Raw genomic sequence first — 15,199 nt, forward strand, 5'->3', positions numbered from 1 at the left:
GACGGCCCGGCGTCCGCGGTACGGAGCGCCGGGCCGTTCGGGCCGGCGGCGCTCAGACGCCCGCGTACGAGTGCTTCCCGGTGACGAAGATGTTGACGCCGTAGTAGTTGAACAGCCAGCAGGCGAAGGCCAGCAGCGCGAGGTACGCGGCCTTGCGGCCCTTCCAGCCGGCGGTGGCGCGGGCGTGCAGGTAGCACGCGTAGGCGACCCAGGTGATGAACGACCAGGTCTCCTTCGGGTCCCACTCCCAGTACTTGCCCCAGGCGGCCTCGGCCCAGATCGCGCCCGCGATGATGGTGAAGGTCCAGAGCGGGAAGACCAGGGCGTTGATCCGGTACGAGAGCTTGTCCAGGGTGGCCGCGGCGGGCAGGCGCTGCCAGACGGAGGCGGAGGTGCCGAGCGGGCCGGTGGTCAGGCCGGCCGCCGTCCGCTTGTCGAAGGCGTCCTTGCCGAGGTACAGCGCGGTGGCGATGAAGGCCGCGTAGAAGGCCCCGCCGCAGACGATCGCGGTGGAGACGTGGATGGCCAGCCAGTAGGAGTGCAGGGCCGGGACGAGCTGCTCGGACTCGGTGTACAGCACGCTCACCGCCACCCCGAGGGTGAGCAGCGCGGCCAGCGTGACCGGCAGGCCGAGCCAGCGGACCTGCTTCCTGGAGGCCAGCAGGGCGAGGTACGCGAGCACCATGGTGAGGGCGAAGGCGCAGGAGAACTCGTACATGTTGCCCCACGGCCAGCGCATCACCGACAGGCCGCGGGTGAGCACCCCGCCGGCGTGCAGCAGGGCGCCGAGGACGGTCAGCGAGACCGCGATCCGGCCGGCCAGGTCGGCCTTCTCGCTGGTGCCGGCGGCGCCCGGGCCGTCGGCGTCCTCGCCCTCGCCGCGACCGCTGGTGACGACGGTCGCGCCCTCGCCCGCGAGGGCGGTGCGGGTGAGGGTGGTGGTACCGCCGCCGGCCGAGGCGACCGTGACGGTGACCTTCTTGGCGCCCTTGGGCGTGGTCTGCGCGGCGGACTCGGCGAGGGTCTCGGCGAGGCCGGCCTGGGCGACCGAGCGGACGGCGACGGCGCCCTTGCTGCCGAACGTCCACTCGAACATGTGGGCGAACATGGCGATCAGGTACACGGCCATGGCCGAGTAGATGAGCTTGTTGGAGAGGTCGGCCAGGCTGGGGTCGACCGCCGAGGCGAGATGCACCGTCTACTCCTTGGAGTCCGGGTCGGCAGGGACAGCGGGGTCTGAGGATGCTCCGGGACTCGCCGGGGCCGGAACGGCGTCCGGTCCCGGCGGGCCGTCGGGCTCATCGGCGTCGTCGTCGAGCGCGGGAGCGTCGTCCTGGAGGTCGACGGCCAGTTCGGCCAGCTCCTCCGCGGTCTTGGCGGACTCGCTGCGGGCCAGCCCCGCGAGCTCGACCAGCGTGCTGCCGTCCGGCATGGCGACGGCCCGCACCCAGATCCGGCGGCGCTGCACGAACAGCGAGCCGATCAGGCCGAGGATCGCGCACACCGCGCCGGCCAGGGCGATCGAGTTGCCCGGACGGTGCGAGATGTTGAAGCTCGCCCACTGCTTGTAGCCGTCGAAGGTGATCGTGCCGTAGCCGTCCGGGAGGGTCCAGCCCTGCCCGGGCTTGAGCTTCACCTTGGCGATGGTGCCGTCCTGGGTGAGCTGGGTCATGCCCTTGGGGTTCAGCTGGTAGATGTTCTCCGGCAGGCCGGAGTCGCCGGCGTCGCCCACGTAGGCGTTGAGCACCAGCAGCGGGTCGGCGTCGCCGGGGAACAGCGAGCGCGGGCCGGTGTTCACGTCGAAGTTGGCGGGCGCCGTCGGCAGGAAGAACCCGGAGAAGGCCAGCTTGACCTTCTTGCCGTCCTTCTCGCTGTAGCCGTAGTCGGACGCCTTGATCACACCGGTGGACGTGAGGTTGGAGTCCTGCGGCAGGAAGGCGCTCGGGCCCGAGTAGACCGTCTCGCCCTTGCCGTTCTTCACCGTGACGATCGGCGCGTAGCCGTGGCCGATCAGGAAGACCTTGCTGTCGCCGATCTCCAGCGGGTGGTTGACCTGGATGCGGCCACTGGTCTTCCTGGAGTCGTCGGCGCCCTTCCAGTACTGGATGTGCGCGGTGAAGTCGCGGGCGCTGCCCACCTGGTCACCGCTGGCCTGGAAGCTGGCGCTGAACCTGTCCAGCTGGAAGCCGAAGGAGTCCAGGTCCTCGGCACCGTAGAACGTCGAACCGGTGAAGTCGTCCAGCTGGGAGATGGTGTTGGCGTACCCCTGGCCGCCGATCACCAGCTTGCCGCCGGTGCCGCTGGCCAGGCTGGCCCAGGCGAACCCGGCGAGCAGGGCGAACAGCGAGAGGTGGAAGAGCAGGTTGCCGACCTCGCGCAGGTAGCCCTTCTCGGACGCCACCGCGCCGTCCGCGAGGTGCGCCCGGAAGCGGCGCTTGCGCAGCAGCCGGTGCGCCGCCTCGCTGACCGCCGCGGCCTCGGCGTCGGTGCGCCAGGCCGCGTACACGGGCATCCGGGTCAGATTGCGCGGGGCGGCCGGCGGCTTGGCGCGCAGCACGCCGACGAACTGCCAGGTACGCGGGACGATGCAGCCGGCGAGGGAGACGAACAGCAGGATGTAGATCGCGGAGAACCACACCGAGCTGTAGACGTCGAACAGCTGGAGCTTCTCGTAGACCGGCGCGACCGTGGTGTGGGCGGCCTTCCATGCCTCCACCTTGAAGGCGTTCTGGCCGTTCTGCGGGATCAGCGAACCGGGGATCGCCGCGAGCGAGAGCATGAAGAGCAGGATCAGCGCGACCCGCATCGAGGTCAGCTGACGCCACGTCCAGCGCAGCCAGCCGAGCACCCCTATGCCGGTGGGGCCGTCCGACTCCACCGGCGCGGTGGTGAGCCGCTCGGCCGACAGCTCGTCCTGCTCGGGCTCGCCGCCCTCGGGCTCGCCGCTCGCGGGCAGGCGGGTCTCGGTGTTGCTCACGGTCAGATTCCGATCGAGAAGTCAGCGGTCAGGACCTGCATCTGCTGCACCAGCGAGTCCCAGACCCCGGTGACGAGCAGCAGGCCGACCGCGACGAGCATGCCGCCGCCGATCCGCATCACCAGCGGGTAGTGCCGCTTGACCCAGCCGAAGGCGCCGAGCGCCCGGCGGAAGGCCAGCGCGGCCACGATGAACGGTACGCCCAGGCCCAGGCAGTAGACGGCCGTGAGCAGCGCGCCGCGCCCGGCCCCCTCCTGGGTCCAGGCGAGCCCCTGGACGGCCGCGAAGGTCGGTCCGACGCAGGGCGCCCAGCCGACCCCGAAGACGATCCCCAGCAGCGGCGCGCCGGCCAGCCCGATGGCCGGGCGCCGGTGCGTGCGGAGCTCCCGGGTGCTCAGGCCCGGCAGGAGTCCCATGAAGGCCAGGCCCATCAGGACGGTCACCGAGCCGAGCACGATGTCGACGGCCTGCTTGTGGTCCTGCAGTGACTTGCCGAAGTACCCGAACAGCGCCCCGGTCGAGACGAACACGGCGGTGAAGCCCAGAATGAACAGCAGCGAGCCGAGCAGCATCCGTCCGCGCCGGGCACCCTTGGCGTCCGCCAGGTCGGCGGCCGAGAACCCGGTCACGTACGAGAGGTAGCCGGGCACCAGCGGCAGGACGCAGGGCGAGAAGAACGACACCAGCCCGGCCACCAGCGCCACCGGGATCGCCAGCACGAGCGCGCCGCTCTCGACCGTCGAGGAGGCGTCCGCCAGGTTCGCCGCGGCGAGCAGCGCGCTCACTGCTGCTGCCCGGTCTGCTGCTGTCCGGTCTGCTGCTCGGCGACCACCGGCTGCACCAGCTCGTCCAGGGCGTCGTCCATCTGGCCGCCCACCGCGCGGGCCGCGAGCTTGCCCTCCCGGTCGACGACCAGGGTGGTCGGGATCGACTGCGGGTTCAGGCTGCCCTTGGGGAACTTCGCGATCTCCAGGCCGCTCGGGTCGTACAGGCTGGGGAAGGTGATGCCCTTCTCCTGCTCGAAGCGGATCGCGTTGGCCGGGTCGACGTCCCGGGTGTTGATGCCGAGGAACTGGACGCCCTGGTCCTTGTACTTCTCCCAGATCTGCTGGAGGTACGGGGCCTCGCTGCGGCACGGGCCGCACCAGGAGCCCCAGACGTTCAGGACGACGACCTTGCCCTTGTAGTCGGAGAGCGCGACCTTGGCGCCGTCCAGGGTGGTACCGGAGATGTCCGGCGCGTCCTGGCGGTGGCCGATCGCGGCGGTCGAGCGGCCGCCCTTGCTCTTCACGAAGCCGATCTGGCCGTCCGCACCGGCCGATGAACCGGAGGAGGAGCAACCGGCGAGGACGAGCGCGGCAGCAGCGGCGGTGGCTGCGGCGAGGCGGAGGCGGGGACGCGTCGGGCCAGACATGTGAAAAGTTTCGCATGGGACTTTGGGCGGATTCAGGGGGGCCCGCCCTTGCGCGTCGAACCCCCTCTGACCTGCGAGTACGCCGTGGGGCGCCGGGATGCTCCGGTTACGGAGCTCCGGGTGCGGCTCCCACCCGGCCCCTGCCGCGGGTGCGCGGCAGGGGCCCAGGCGCGGGCAGGGGCCGGTGGGGCCGCCCCGGGGACACCGGCCTCAGGCGCCGAAGCTCTTGCCGACGGGCTTGTCCTTGCCGCCCTTGCCGATCAGGTGGGCCGGCAGCAGGTCGCGGGCCGGCTCGCGGTAGCCCACCGAGACGATCTTGTCGCCCTCGTAGGTGAAGCTGGTCAGCGAGGCCAGCGAGCACTGCCGGCGTCGCGGGTCGTGCCAGAGCCGGCGGCGCTCCACGAACGAGCGGACCGTCCAGATCGGCAGCTGGTGGCTGACGCAGACCGCCTCGTGCCCGCGCGCGGCGTCCCGGGCGGCGGCCAGCGCGGCCATCATCCGGACCGCCTGCTCGATGTACGGCTCGCCCCAGGATGGCTTGAACGGGTTGGTCAGGTACTTCCAGTAGGACGGGTTCCTCAGGGAGCCGTCGCCGACCCCGAAGGTCTTGCCCTGGAAGATGTTGTCCGCCTCGATCAGCCGCTCGTCGACCGCGACGTCCAGCCCGTGCAGCTTGCCGATCGGCTCGGCGGTCTCCTGCGCCCGCTCCAGCGGCGAGGCGACCACGTGCGTGATGTCACGGCCCGCCAGGTCCTCGGCGACCCGGTCTGCCATCTGCCGGCCGAGCTCGGACAGCCGGTAGCCGGGCAGACGGCCGTACAGAACGCCCTCCGGGTTGTGCACCTCACCGTGTCGCATGAGGTGCACAACGGTGATCTCTTTGGCGCTCACTTCGCGGGTCTCCTCGGTTCGCTTCGCTTCGGTTCGCTTGTACTTCGCGGTGGTTCGCTTGCGCTTCGCGGCCGTTCGCTTCGGCTCGGCTGGGCGCGGCGCGTTACGCGGCGTCGGCGGGCCGGGCCTCGGCCGCCGCACGGGCGGCGGCGGGCAGGGCGGCGGCGATCCGCTCGATCGCCCGCTCGTCGTGGGCCGCCGAGACGAACCAGGACTCGAACGCGGACGGCGGCAGGTAGACGCCCTGGGCCAGCATGCTGTGGAAGAAGCCGTTGAAGCGGTACGCCTGCTGGGTCTTGGCCTCGTCGTAGTTGGTGACCCGGTCCTCGGTGAAGAACACCGAGAACATGTTCCCGGCGCTCTGCATCCGGTGGGCCACGCCCTCCTTGCCGAGCGCCTCGGTGACCAGGCCGGCGACCTCGGCCGCCACCCGGTCCACGGTGGCGTACACCTCGTCGGTGCAACCGCGCAGCTGGGCCAGGCCCGCGGCGGTGGCGATCGGGTTACCGGAGAGCGTGCCCGCCTGGTACACCGGGCCGGCCGGGGCCAGGTGGCCCATCACGTCGGCACGGCCGCCGAAGGCCGCGGCGGGGAAGCCGCCGCCCATCACCTTGCCGAAGGTGAGCAGGTCCGGCGCCCAGCCCTCGTGCGCGGCCTCCAGGCCGTACCAGCCGGCCTTGGAGACGCGGAAGCCCGTCATCACCTCGTCGGAGATGAACAGCGCGCCGTTCTCCCGGCAGAGCCGGGCCAGGCCGCCGTTGAAGCCGGGCAGCGGCGGGACGACGCCCATGTTGCCGGGCGAGGCCTCGGTGATCACACAGGCGATCTCACCGGGGTGCGCCTCGAAGGCCTGCTCGACGGCGGCCAGGTCGTTGTACGGCAGCACGATGGTGTCGCCGGCCTGGGCACCCGTGACGCCCGGGGTGTCCGGCAGACCGAATGTGGCCACACCGGAACCGGCGGCGGCCAGCAGCGCGTCCACATGTCCGTGGTAGCAACCGGCGAACTTGACCACCTTGGCGCGGCCGGTGAAGCCGCGGGCGAGGCGGATGGCCGACATGGTGGCCTCGGTGCCGGAGGAGACCAGGCGGACCTGCTCGACCGGGGCGATCCGGGCGACGATCTCCTCGGCCAGCTCGACCTCGCCCTGGCCGGGCGTACCGAAGGACGTGCCGCGGGTCACGGCCTGCTGGACGGCGTCGATCACGGCCGGGTTGGCGTGGCCGAGAATCATCGGTCCCCACGAGCACACCAGGTCGACGTACTCACGGCCGTCGGCGTCGGTGAGGTAGGGGCCGTTTCCGGACACCATGAAGCGCGGCGTGCCGCCGACGGCGCGGAAGGCGCGGACCGGAGAGTTCACGCCACCGGGGGTGACGACCGAGGCGCGGTCGAACAGCGACTGGGACTGAGGTGCTTCGTAGGGGTAGCTCACCCGGACATGGTCTCAAATCGTGTCCTTCACCTCTGCATGTCGGACCCGATCATCTGGAACGATGATCCGTGTGCCGTTGTCTGTACGGTTGTCCCTGTCGGTTATCCGTACTACGGGCTCATCCGCACGGTGGGGCCGCCGACGGCTTTGGCGGCGGACCAGTCAGACTGTGTACCCAGGGTGTGTACGAGGAGTGCGTACCGTGGCTGTACCCGTATGCGGCGATGTGCGGTGTACGGCGGTGAATGACGGGTAAGGAGCACGTCCGGAGAGATGCCGGGTGTGCGGGGGTCTGTCGATTCCGGCGAATTCCGGTGAGGATGGTCCGAGTGTCCGAGGCGCAGGACGGCTTTGACGAGGCCGCGGGTTGTTCCCGCAGGTCCGCCAGAGCCGCGCGCAGGCGTACGGGAGCGGGTACGGGTGCTGGTGCTGCTGGCAGTGGAAAGCGGGGTGAGGGACGCGTGGGGGTGACCTATAAGTACTTCGGCGCACCCGACCGGGCTACCGCCGCCAGAGTCCCAACCGCCCTGGGCCCCGGGGGCCTGGGGCTGGACGCGGGCGAGCTCGGCACCCTCGGGCGGCTCGGCGACCTGATGGAGACCAGCGGCTCGTCCAACGGGCACCTCTCCACCAAGATCAAGCCGGAGACCATGAGCGCCATGGTGCTCACCGGCATCAAGGGCGTCCCCCTGCACCAGGTGCCACCGCTGGAACTGGTCGTCCTGCACCCCGACTACGCGGTGGTGCAGCTCCCGCAGATCGTCGTCGAACCGCTGCGCAAGGCCGACGAGACCGAACTCGGCGCCGCCGCCTTCATCTGGTCCACCGTCCCCGACCGCCGTGGCCCGCGGGACGCCTTCGTGATCTACAGCATGCTGCACGAGTGGCAGGACTTCGCGAACCGGCTGCACGACGCGGGGCACCAGCTGTACTGCCTGGTCTGGCCGTAGGGCCCGGCCGGCGCCCGGCCCGGCCGCGAGCAGGGCCGGGCGTGGGTGCGGGCCGGGCGGGACGCTTCGCCGGGCCCGCGCGGCCTCAGGCGGGCTTGCGGGCCTCGACCAGGAAGCGGGTGGAGTGGGCGACGAACGGCCCCTCGGACCGGATCCGCTCGTCGAGCGCGCGCAGCCGGTCGCGGTACCGCTCGACGGTGAAGCCGGGCACCATCCAGATCACCTTCCGCAGGAAGTAGATCACCGCGCCGATGTCGAAGAACTCCATCCGCAGGGACTCCAGCCGCAGATCGACGATCTCCAGGCCGGCGGCCTCGGCATCGCGCCGCTCGTCGTCGGGGTGGCGCCCGCGCCTGATCTCCTCGGACTGCGGGCCGAGGAAGTACTCGACGAGTTCGAAGACGCTTGCCGGGCCGACGTGTTGGGCGAGGTAGCTGCCACCCGGCCGCAGCACCCGGGCGATCTCCTCCCACCACACGGTGACCGGGTGGCGGCTGGTCACCAGGTCGAAGGCCGCCTCGGCGAACGGCAGCGGCGGCTCGTCCGGATCGGCGACGACCACCGCGCCCAGCGGGTGCAGCAGGCGGGTCGCCCTGGCCAGGTTCGGCGGCCAGGACTCGGTGGCGACCATGACGGGCGGCAGCTTCGCGGCCCCGGCCAGCACCTCGCCACCGCCGGTCTGGAGGTCCAGCGCCGCGGACACGGCGGCCAGGCGCTCGCTCATCACTCGTTGGTAGCCCCAGGAGGGGCGCTGCTCGGTGGCCCGGCCGTCCAGCCAGGAGAAGTCCCAGCCGTCGACGGAGACTGCCTCCGCCTCGGCCACCAGGTCGTCGAAGGTTCGTGACATATCCGGATCATCGCGGCAATCCTCGCGGCATGCCAGCACATTTCGGCCGGCCCGGGCCGGTCCCGTAGCGCGCGGGGCGGGGTTGGCATGATCGACTGACGGTAGATCGATGCGATTGACGGAGAATCACATGTTCGTAGTGACCATCACCTACACGGCACCGCTGGAGCGGATCGACGAGCTGCTGCCGGAGCACGTCCGGTGGCTGGAGGCCCAGTACGCGGCCGGCGTCCTCCTCGCCTCCGGCCGCCGCGTCCCGAGGACCGGGGGCGTGATCCTGGCACGCGCCGCCGGGCGGGCCGAGCTGGAGCCGATCCTCGCCCAGGACCCGTTCGCCGTGGCGGGAGTGGCGCGCTACGAGGTCGTCGAGTTCACACCGACCATGACGGCTCCGGAGCTCGCCCCGCTCCTGGAGCGGCCCGGTGGACGCCTACGGGATACCCAGCTCGAAGAGGGCGTAGCCCGCGTACCAGCCCGAGGCGACGGCGGGGAGGACGAACAGGCCGATCAAGGTGGGTGTCCTGAGCCGGCGCAGGGCGAAGGCGAGCCCGATGAACAGCGGGAAGGCGGGCAGCAGGTAGCGGGAGATGTTGCCGAAGATCTGGTTGCTGCTCAGCGCCGTCACGATGGTCAGCACGGTGTAGATCACCAGCACCAGCGGGGGCCGGGTGCGTAGCAGCAGGACCAGCAGGCCGGGCAGGGTGATCAGCAGACCGATCGCGATCAGGTCGGGGACGGGGTTGGACTGCCAGAACGTCCAGTGCCCGAGGATCACGTCGAGGATGGTGCGTCCGGTCGAGGCGCCGTAGTCGAAGTACCGGTTCCAGGCGCCGCGCTGGAGCTTGAAGTACCCGCCCCAGTCGCCCATCCGGTAGCCGACCCAGGCCACGTACCCGATCAGACCCCAGGGAGTGCTCAGCATCGCGGTCAGCGGGCCGGCGATGCCGTCCCGGCGGCGCAGCAGAGCGACCAACGCGGCGATCGAGACGGCGGCGATGAGGACGGCGGCGGTGGGGCGGCCGAGGCCGGCCGTGAAGGCGAGCAGGCCCGCGCTGAGCCAGCGGCGGGTCATCACGCAGTAGCAGGCCCAGGCCGAGATGGCGACGAAGAGCGAGTCGGAGTAGACGGCCCACTCGACGCCGGAGCCGGGGAACAGGCCCCAGATGACCGCCGCGATCACACCTGCCCGTCGCCCGCCGATCCGCGCCGCGACCGCGTAGATACCGGCCGCCGCGACCAGCGAGGAGACGACGGCCACGAGTATCCCGGCGCCGTACGGTCCGAGGCCCGTGACGACGGAGACCAGCCGCATCAGCCAGGGGTAGAGCGGGAAGAAGGCCGCCGAGTTCTCGTAGTAGGTGGCGAGCGGGTAGCCGTGCAGCGGGATCAGCTGCGGGTCGTAGCCGTTGAGGGCGATGCGCTGGTACCAGATGCCGTCCCAGGTGCCGAGGACGTCCCAGGGGCGGGCACCGCCCCCTCGGCCCACGTCCTTGCTCCGGTAGTCGCCCGCGTACGCCAGCAGGCCGAGGAAGACGGTGAGGCCGACCACCTTGACTGCGGCATAGGCCCCGATGGCCGGCGCGAACCTGACCGCCAGGGCGCGGGCCGAGAGCGGGCCGGCCGTCGACCCGCCGTCAGAGACGCCCGACGGGCCGCCCGTCTGCTCGGGTGCCTCCGGTGCCATGCTGGATGCCGTGCTCATGAGATCCGGACTCCGCCCCCGCTCGTGATCGCGCGGCTACGGGCGCAGCAGCGCTGAGCGAGCCTACGACACGGCCGTGCGGATCCCGGCCTTGGGAGCCCGGGGTCGGGTATCGCGGCTGTTCAGCGCCCCGTTCGGCGGACAGCCCGCGGAGCGGGCCGGGGCGGGCCCAAGCGGGTCGGGCCGTGGCCGGAGCAGGCCGGGGCGGCGCGGGCCCGGGATGCGTACGGGCGTGCGTCAATCCGTCGCGTCCCCGAACGAGTAGAGCCCGTGCAGCGCGTCGACCAGCCGGCGGCCGTACGGGTTGAGGGCCCGGCCGTCGGGGGTGGTGAGGGACTGCCGGGTGATCAGGCGGGCGAGGATGCCGCCGGTGTGTACCAGGGTGCCGGGGCGGGGGAGGTTGACCAGCAGGCAGTCCGCGGGGCCGCACTCCAGCAGGCCCACGCCCGCCGCCCGGCGGATCAGGCCGCCCCCGCCCGCCGGGTCGAGGGCGTGGAGTCCGCCCTCGGGAGCACGCAGGGCCCGGGCCGCCGGGCCGGTGTGGCGCACGGTGAGCTGGACGCCCTCGGCCGGGTCGAGGTCGGGCTTGCCGAGGGTGGCGAGGCCGTGGCGCTCCAGGACGTGCCGCAGCTGGGTGGGCAGCCGGCCGTCGGCGCGCTCCAGCTCGATCTCGCCGAGCAGCCAGCTGGAGCCCTGCATCCGGCAGTTGATCTCCAGGGCGAGGACGCGGTCCTCGCGCAGCACGAAGTCGGCGCCGAACAGGCCCCGGTAGCCGAGGTCGCCCAGGCCCCAGCCGATACGTTCCGCCGCGTCCCGGCACCGGCCGAGGGCGAGTGGGGACAGCAGGTCCGGGGCCTGGAAGTCGCAGCCGGAGTACTGGCCGAAGGAGGAGCCGACGCCGTCCACGCCGATCAACTGGAGGGAGGGCCGCAGTACCTGCGGGGCGCCGTCCAGGCCGACGAAGCCGTGGATGTTGATCGCGGTGTCCCCGGCGTACTCGCTGACCAGCCAGCGGTCCCGGGCGGGCAGCGCGCGGGCCTCGTCGGCGCAGGTGACCAGGTAGGTGCCGTTCCCGGCGGAGCCCCTGGGGTGCTGTGCGACGAAGACCGGCCCGAAGCGGCCCCGCAGGTCGGCGTAGTCGAGCTCCCCGCTGACGACGGCGCTGGCGGGGGTGGGGACGCCGAGGTGGGCGAACCACTCCCGCATCGCGGTCTTGTCGCCGAGCACGGCGGAGTCGGCGGGCGGCGGCGGCGTGAGCAGCCGGGCGCCGAGGGCCTCGACCGCGGCGGTCCACTCGGCCCGGTGGCTGCCGTACGCGGCGAGGCGGTACTCCCGCCCGCGCCAGCGCGCGCCGACCAGCCCGGGCAGCCGGCGGGTCAGCTCGTCGAGGTCCCGGGCGGTGCCGCCGGACTCCCGGGTGAGCGTCTGCTCCTCCAGCGCGTACGCCTCGACGCCGAAGCGCTCGGCCCAGCCGGTGTCCGCCGCCTCGGCGGAGAGCAGGGCGGAGAGGGCGCCGGTACGCAGCAGTGGCAGCAGGTACAGCGGCCGGGCGGCGAGCCCGAGGTGCGCGGCGGGACGGAGCAGGCGCTCGGCGTCCTCCAGAGAGGCGATCACGCGATGGATTATGCATCCGCCCACACCGCCCACCGGCGCCCAAAAGCGACTTCGGACGACCAGCCTTGACGATGCGTTAGAATCCCGCACCCCACCGCGCACCCCGATGACGGGTGACAGCCCGGGCGGGGCTGCCGGTGGAGCGGGGGTATCCGTCGCCGCGGTCCGTCATCCGCGCCCGGGAAGCCCCCGCCGCCAATGCGCGGCGAGCCACCCGGGGTGGCGCCGACGCGGCAGCCTCCTGGACCGGTTCGTCCCAGCCTGACAGGCCGGCCCCGATCCGAACGCGGCGCGGGCCCATCAGCGGTGAGTCCTGCGCACAGGACGCCGACCCGATGCAGCGGGCCGTGCCTGGCTGGGCGCGACGACCTGGCGCACGAGTTGGTGGAAGGAGATGACCGCGGTGAGCGGGGGGAGGGCGGCGACGACTACGCCGGGCAGCGTCCTGGAGGCGTGAATGACGCACAACGCCGTGGCGACGCTCGAGAAGAGGACCACCACGACCCACGATTGCGTGGCGCGGTGGCGAGCCAGGGTCGCCCGCAGGATCGACAAGGAGGCGACGAGCCAGGGGCCGTAGACGACCAATGGCCACAGCTGTGCGAGATCCTGCGAAACCCGAGTGGATGCCAGGTCCTGCAAGGGGTTGTAGGACAACATCCACCCGAGCACGCTCACCGTCGCGACAATGAGGGCGGCCAGCGCGCCGAACAGCGTGCTGAGCACCTGGGGCCACAGCTTCGCCCTTGACCCGCGGACGCGCCGGCGCCGACGCCGGATGGGCGGATGGAGCGCGGGCTGGCGCAGGCCCGAGATCCCCGCGACTTCCTCGGCGGAGTGCGAGAGCTGGGTGAAATCCGCGCGGGGATCCCCCCCGATCTCACCTGCATCCACACTGTCCGAGTGGATGGGGCTCTGGCGTGCGGAGGTTCCGTAGAACCAGTCCGCCTCACGGGGGATGGAGATACCCCCCGCAGTGTCGTCGAATTCCTGGTACGTGCCCAGGCCAAAGAAAGGGGGCGCCTCATACATCATGACCCTGCCGTGGCTGGCCTTCGGCGGACATCGGTCCGGTTGGCATTTCAACTCTCACTCGGCAGATAACGCGGCTCCCATTCAATTGGTATTCGGCTGCGGGAACGATTCACCCGCTTGGCTCAGGCGCTCCATGCCCAACTGGGACGGGCCGAAGATCAACCACTCCGGAAGCAGTCGAAGGTGATCTCCTTGATCCGTTACGGTCACCGCTACGACGTTCCCAGCAGAGCGCCGAAGCGCCGCATGATGTCGGATTCGATTCGCTCAACCGTCCGCAGGAAATCCTCCAACAAATGAGAGCAGTCCTCCAGGCGAATCCATTCCGAACCGTGCTCCAGATAAGCCCCGCCGGCGAGCGGGAGGGAGCTTGAACTTTGCGTGATCATCCCCTCCATCGCCCTCGGGCGAGGATGGGTACCAATGAATCGGAGGCCGGCGGGCATGGGGGGCTGAGTTGACGTAGTCACATCCGCATCAACGAGGTTCGATGCCGTCCGGACATGCAGCATCCGGGCGAATCTGAACTAATTTCCGCAAGCCCTTCAATAGATCTGGGGTTCGACCGACCGGAAAGATCAAGCTCTTGGATTCCAAGATTCCATTATCCCACCAGCAGGCGGTTCCACTATCCAAATATATGCGCAGGATAACTCTGCAATTCCGTCCGAACCCCGGCTGGGCGACCGGACACCCCGGCCGATCCATCCGCCCCCTTCGCGCCCCCGGAAGGGGCGTACACGTCACGGACGATGGCCAGGGTCGCGTCGGTGGCGGTGCAGGCCTACCGGAGGGCGTCGACGGCGTCCGGCGCGAGCCGTTGCGCGTGATCGGCGGGACGGGCGAGGCGACGCCGGACGAAGAGGTTCTTCCGTGCGCGAGCGAGGGATCCCACCGCGCGGCGGGGCCGGCCGGCGCGATCCAGAAGGGCACGTGACCTTCTTCGGGCCGAGGCGGCCCGATGGCTCGACTGCCGGCCCCGGGGCACCCGGATGGCGAAGCACGGCTGGCGCCCCTGTCCGGCCCGCCCTAGGGTCGGGACCAATCCTGATGACCGAGAGAAGTCACGTAGTCACTCGAAGTGAGATCTGTGCGGTTTCCAGGGGAACTCCTTCACGGAAAGGTCTCGCCATGCTCTCCAGCACACTTCCCCGGCCCGCACGCATGTCCGGGCTGACTGCAGCTCTCGCACCCGCCTTCGTAGTGTCCGCGCTCCTGATGGCGCCCAGCGCGGCGGCCCAGCAGCTGGGAACCCTTCCAAGTGACAGTCACCGCTTGGCCCCGCCCGTCCTGAAGTTCGACGCTCACGGGTATGGCGCGAAAGCCACTGGCCCCCTCTTCACGGCGGGCCCCCTGGCACCGTCGGACCTGACCTGCACCACCGCCCCCGGCTCCGTTTCCAACAATCAGGCCTCGGCCACGATCCCGGGGCTCGCCACACTCGGGGCAATCGCCACGAACGCGTCCGGCACCACGGACTCCGCAGGGCTGCAGACCGCCACCTCACAGGCCACCGTCGCCAAGGTCAACCTGCTGGGCGGCCTGGTCACCGCGGACGCCGTCATGGCGGACGCCAAGGCCACCGACGACGCCGCCGGCACGGTCACCACCACTGGCAACGTCACGCTCACCAACCTGAAGGTGGCCGGGGCCGCCGTCACGGCCGCCGCACCCAACACAACGATCAATGTGCTGATCGGCACGGTGATCGTCAACGAGCAGGTCTCCACCGCGGGCGGCAATGGCATCGCCGTCAATGCCATCCACGTCAAGCTGCTCGGCAACCTCGTGGACACCGTTGTCGGCCACGCTGCGGCGGCACTCGTCCCGACCGGGACGGCCTGCCCCACGCCCTGACCGTCCCGCGCAGAGGACCTGCTGCCGGCCGTACTCACGCAGGCTGCTGTCCCGGGCGTCGGGGTCGTCGAGCGCGTCACGCTCGAACCAGGCGCCGGTGATGTCGAAGAAGACCAGGTCGCAGGTCGGCCTCAAGGTTGAGCGGTGGGCGGCGGAAGATCACACCGCTTCCTGCAACAACGTCGGGGGCCGTCTCCAGGAGCCGGCCCACGGCCCGGCCGTCGTGCTGCTCGGCGAGCTCGGGCAAGACCCGGGGTGACCTGGTCGCAGGTGGCCCGGGAGGACGGCAAGGTCGGCGACCAGCGAACACGGTGCGCTCGGCCTCGGTGCGGCTCGTACGCCTGTTCCCCATCGCATACAGGCCATGACGGCACCGGAAACGCGAATGTGGTCCCCGGAAGGAGTGTCTTCCGGGGACCACATCGGTGATCAGGACTGCCGTCGTGCCCCTGTCGGTGGGGGTGGAGGGCGGGGGGC

General features: G+C 71.1%; 13 protein-coding genes and 1 pseudogene. 4 read left to right on the forward strand and 10 right to left on the reverse strand.

Translation table 11 applies throughout. The annotated features are described in order from the left end of the window. Positions 1 to 52: 52 nt before the first annotated feature. The 6 genes from ccsB to hemL form a co-directional block, all read right to left on the reverse strand. A complete protein-coding gene (gene ccsB / locus ACIBH3_RS29280) occupies positions 53 to 1,195 on the reverse strand; it encodes a c-type cytochrome biogenesis protein CcsB (RefSeq protein WP_396315114.1) in 1,143 nt (380 codons plus the stop codon). Positions 1,196 to 1,198: 3 nt separating this feature from the next. Then, positions 1,199 to 2,977 (reverse strand): cytochrome c biogenesis protein ResB, encoded by a 1,779-nt coding sequence (locus ACIBH3_RS29285; protein ID WP_396315115.1) that lies wholly within the window; start codon positions 2,975 to 2,977, stop codon positions 1,199 to 1,201. Between the two features lie 2 nt (positions 2,978 to 2,979). After that, a complete protein-coding gene (locus tag ACIBH3_RS29290; RefSeq protein ID WP_396315116.1) occupies positions 2,980 to 3,762 on the reverse strand; it encodes a cytochrome c biogenesis CcdA family protein in 783 nt (260 codons plus the stop codon). Then, a complete protein-coding gene (locus tag ACIBH3_RS29295) occupies positions 3,759 to 4,391 on the reverse strand; it encodes a TlpA family protein disulfide reductase (RefSeq protein ID WP_396315117.1) in 633 nt (210 codons plus the stop codon). The genes ACIBH3_RS29290 and ACIBH3_RS29295 overlap by 4 nt, the downstream gene beginning before the upstream one ends. 210 nt (positions 4,392 to 4,601) lie before the next feature. Further along, the gene (locus tag ACIBH3_RS29300; RefSeq protein WP_396315128.1) at positions 4,602 to 5,249 is read right to left on the reverse strand and encodes a histidine phosphatase family protein; all 648 of its coding nucleotides are present in this window, start codon (positions 5,247 to 5,249) and stop codon (positions 4,602 to 4,604) included. 136 nt (positions 5,250 to 5,385) lie between these two features. After that, on the reverse strand, positions 5,386 to 6,717 hold the full coding sequence (hemL, locus tag ACIBH3_RS29305) for a glutamate-1-semialdehyde 2,1-aminomutase (protein WP_396315118.1): 1,332 nt from the start codon (positions 6,715 to 6,717) through the stop codon (positions 5,386 to 5,388). Positions 6,718 to 7,037: 320 nt separating this feature from the next. Here hemL and ACIBH3_RS29310 point away from each other — a divergent pair, with 320 nt between their 5' ends. Continuing rightward, a complete protein-coding gene (locus ACIBH3_RS29310; protein WP_396315119.1) occupies positions 7,038 to 7,667 on the forward strand; it encodes a hypothetical protein in 630 nt (209 codons plus the stop codon). A gap of 85 nt (positions 7,668 to 7,752) precedes the next feature. On the opposite strand, the gene ACIBH3_RS29315 is transcribed toward ACIBH3_RS29310, so the two are convergent. Beyond that, positions 7,753 to 8,514: a class I SAM-dependent methyltransferase gene (locus tag ACIBH3_RS29315; RefSeq protein WP_396315120.1), complete on the reverse strand. Its 762-nt coding sequence runs from the start codon at positions 8,512 to 8,514 to the stop codon at positions 7,753 to 7,755. A gap of 130 nt (positions 8,515 to 8,644) precedes the next feature. Between ACIBH3_RS29315 and ACIBH3_RS29320 the strand changes: the two are divergent. Continuing rightward, a pseudogene (locus ACIBH3_RS29320) lies at positions 8,645 to 8,878 on the forward strand (YciI family protein); the annotation flags it as partial. A gap of 66 nt (positions 8,879 to 8,944) precedes the next feature. Here the strand turns inward: ACIBH3_RS29320 and ACIBH3_RS29325 are convergent. The 3 genes from ACIBH3_RS29325 to ACIBH3_RS29335 all read right to left on the reverse strand — a co-directional run bounded on the left by ACIBH3_RS29325 (position 8,945) and on the right by ACIBH3_RS29335 (position 12,865). Beyond that, positions 8,945 to 10,216, reverse strand: a complete 1,272-nt coding sequence (locus tag ACIBH3_RS29325; RefSeq protein ID WP_396315121.1) for a glycosyltransferase family 39 protein — start codon at positions 10,214 to 10,216, stop codon at positions 8,945 to 8,947. A 237-nt stretch (positions 10,217 to 10,453) separates the two neighbouring features. Next, complete coding sequence (locus tag ACIBH3_RS29330; protein WP_396315122.1) at positions 10,454 to 11,830, reverse strand: ATP-grasp domain-containing protein; 1,377 nt, start codon at positions 11,828 to 11,830, stop codon at positions 10,454 to 10,456. Positions 11,831 to 12,130: 300 nt separating this feature from the next. Next, positions 12,131 to 12,865: a DUF2637 domain-containing protein gene (locus ACIBH3_RS29335; protein ID WP_396315123.1), complete on the reverse strand. Its 735-nt coding sequence runs from the start codon at positions 12,863 to 12,865 to the stop codon at positions 12,131 to 12,133. 1,275 nt (positions 12,866 to 14,140) lie between these two features. Here ACIBH3_RS29335 and ACIBH3_RS29340 point away from each other — a divergent pair. After that, complete coding sequence (locus ACIBH3_RS29340; RefSeq protein WP_396315124.1) at positions 14,141 to 14,722, forward strand: choice-of-anchor P family protein; 582 nt, start codon at positions 14,141 to 14,143, stop codon at positions 14,720 to 14,722. Between the two features lie 100 nt (positions 14,723 to 14,822). After that, positions 14,823 to 14,981: a hypothetical protein gene (locus ACIBH3_RS29345; protein WP_396315125.1), complete on the forward strand. Its 159-nt coding sequence runs from the start codon at positions 14,823 to 14,825 to the stop codon at positions 14,979 to 14,981. Positions 14,982 to 15,199 lie beyond the last annotated feature (218 nt).

The organism is Kitasatospora sp. NPDC050543 (genome assembly GCF_044457565.1).
In the GTDB taxonomy this organism is placed as follows: Bacteria; Actinomycetota; Actinomycetes; order Streptomycetales; family Streptomycetaceae; genus Kitasatospora.

Bases quoted from the DNA above. Each gene is read 5' to 3' on its own strand.
- ACIBH3_RS29295 (WP_396315117.1), bottom strand. From the start codon at position 4,391: ATGTCTGGCCCGACGCGTCCCCGCCTCCGCCTCGCCGCAGCCACCGCC.
- ACIBH3_RS29300 (WP_396315128.1), bottom strand. From the start codon at position 5,249: ATGCGACACGGTGAGGTGCACAACCCGGAGGGCGTTCTGTACGGCCGT.
- ACIBH3_RS29310 (WP_396315119.1), top strand. From the start codon at position 7,038: ATGGTCCGAGTGTCCGAGGCGCAGGACGGCTTTGACGAGGCCGCGGGT.
- ACIBH3_RS29315 (WP_396315120.1), bottom strand. From the start codon at position 8,514: ATGTCACGAACCTTCGACGACCTGGTGGCCGAGGCGGAGGCAGTCTCC.
- ACIBH3_RS29325 (WP_396315121.1), bottom strand. From the start codon at position 10,216: ATGAGCACGGCATCCAGCATGGCACCGGAGGCACCCGAGCAGACGGGC.
- ACIBH3_RS29335 (WP_396315123.1), bottom strand. From the start codon at position 12,865: ATGATGTATGAGGCGCCCCCTTTCTTTGGCCTGGGCACGTACCAGGAA.
- ACIBH3_RS29345 (WP_396315125.1), top strand. From the start codon at position 14,823: ATGTCGAAGAAGACCAGGTCGCAGGTCGGCCTCAAGGTTGAGCGGTGG.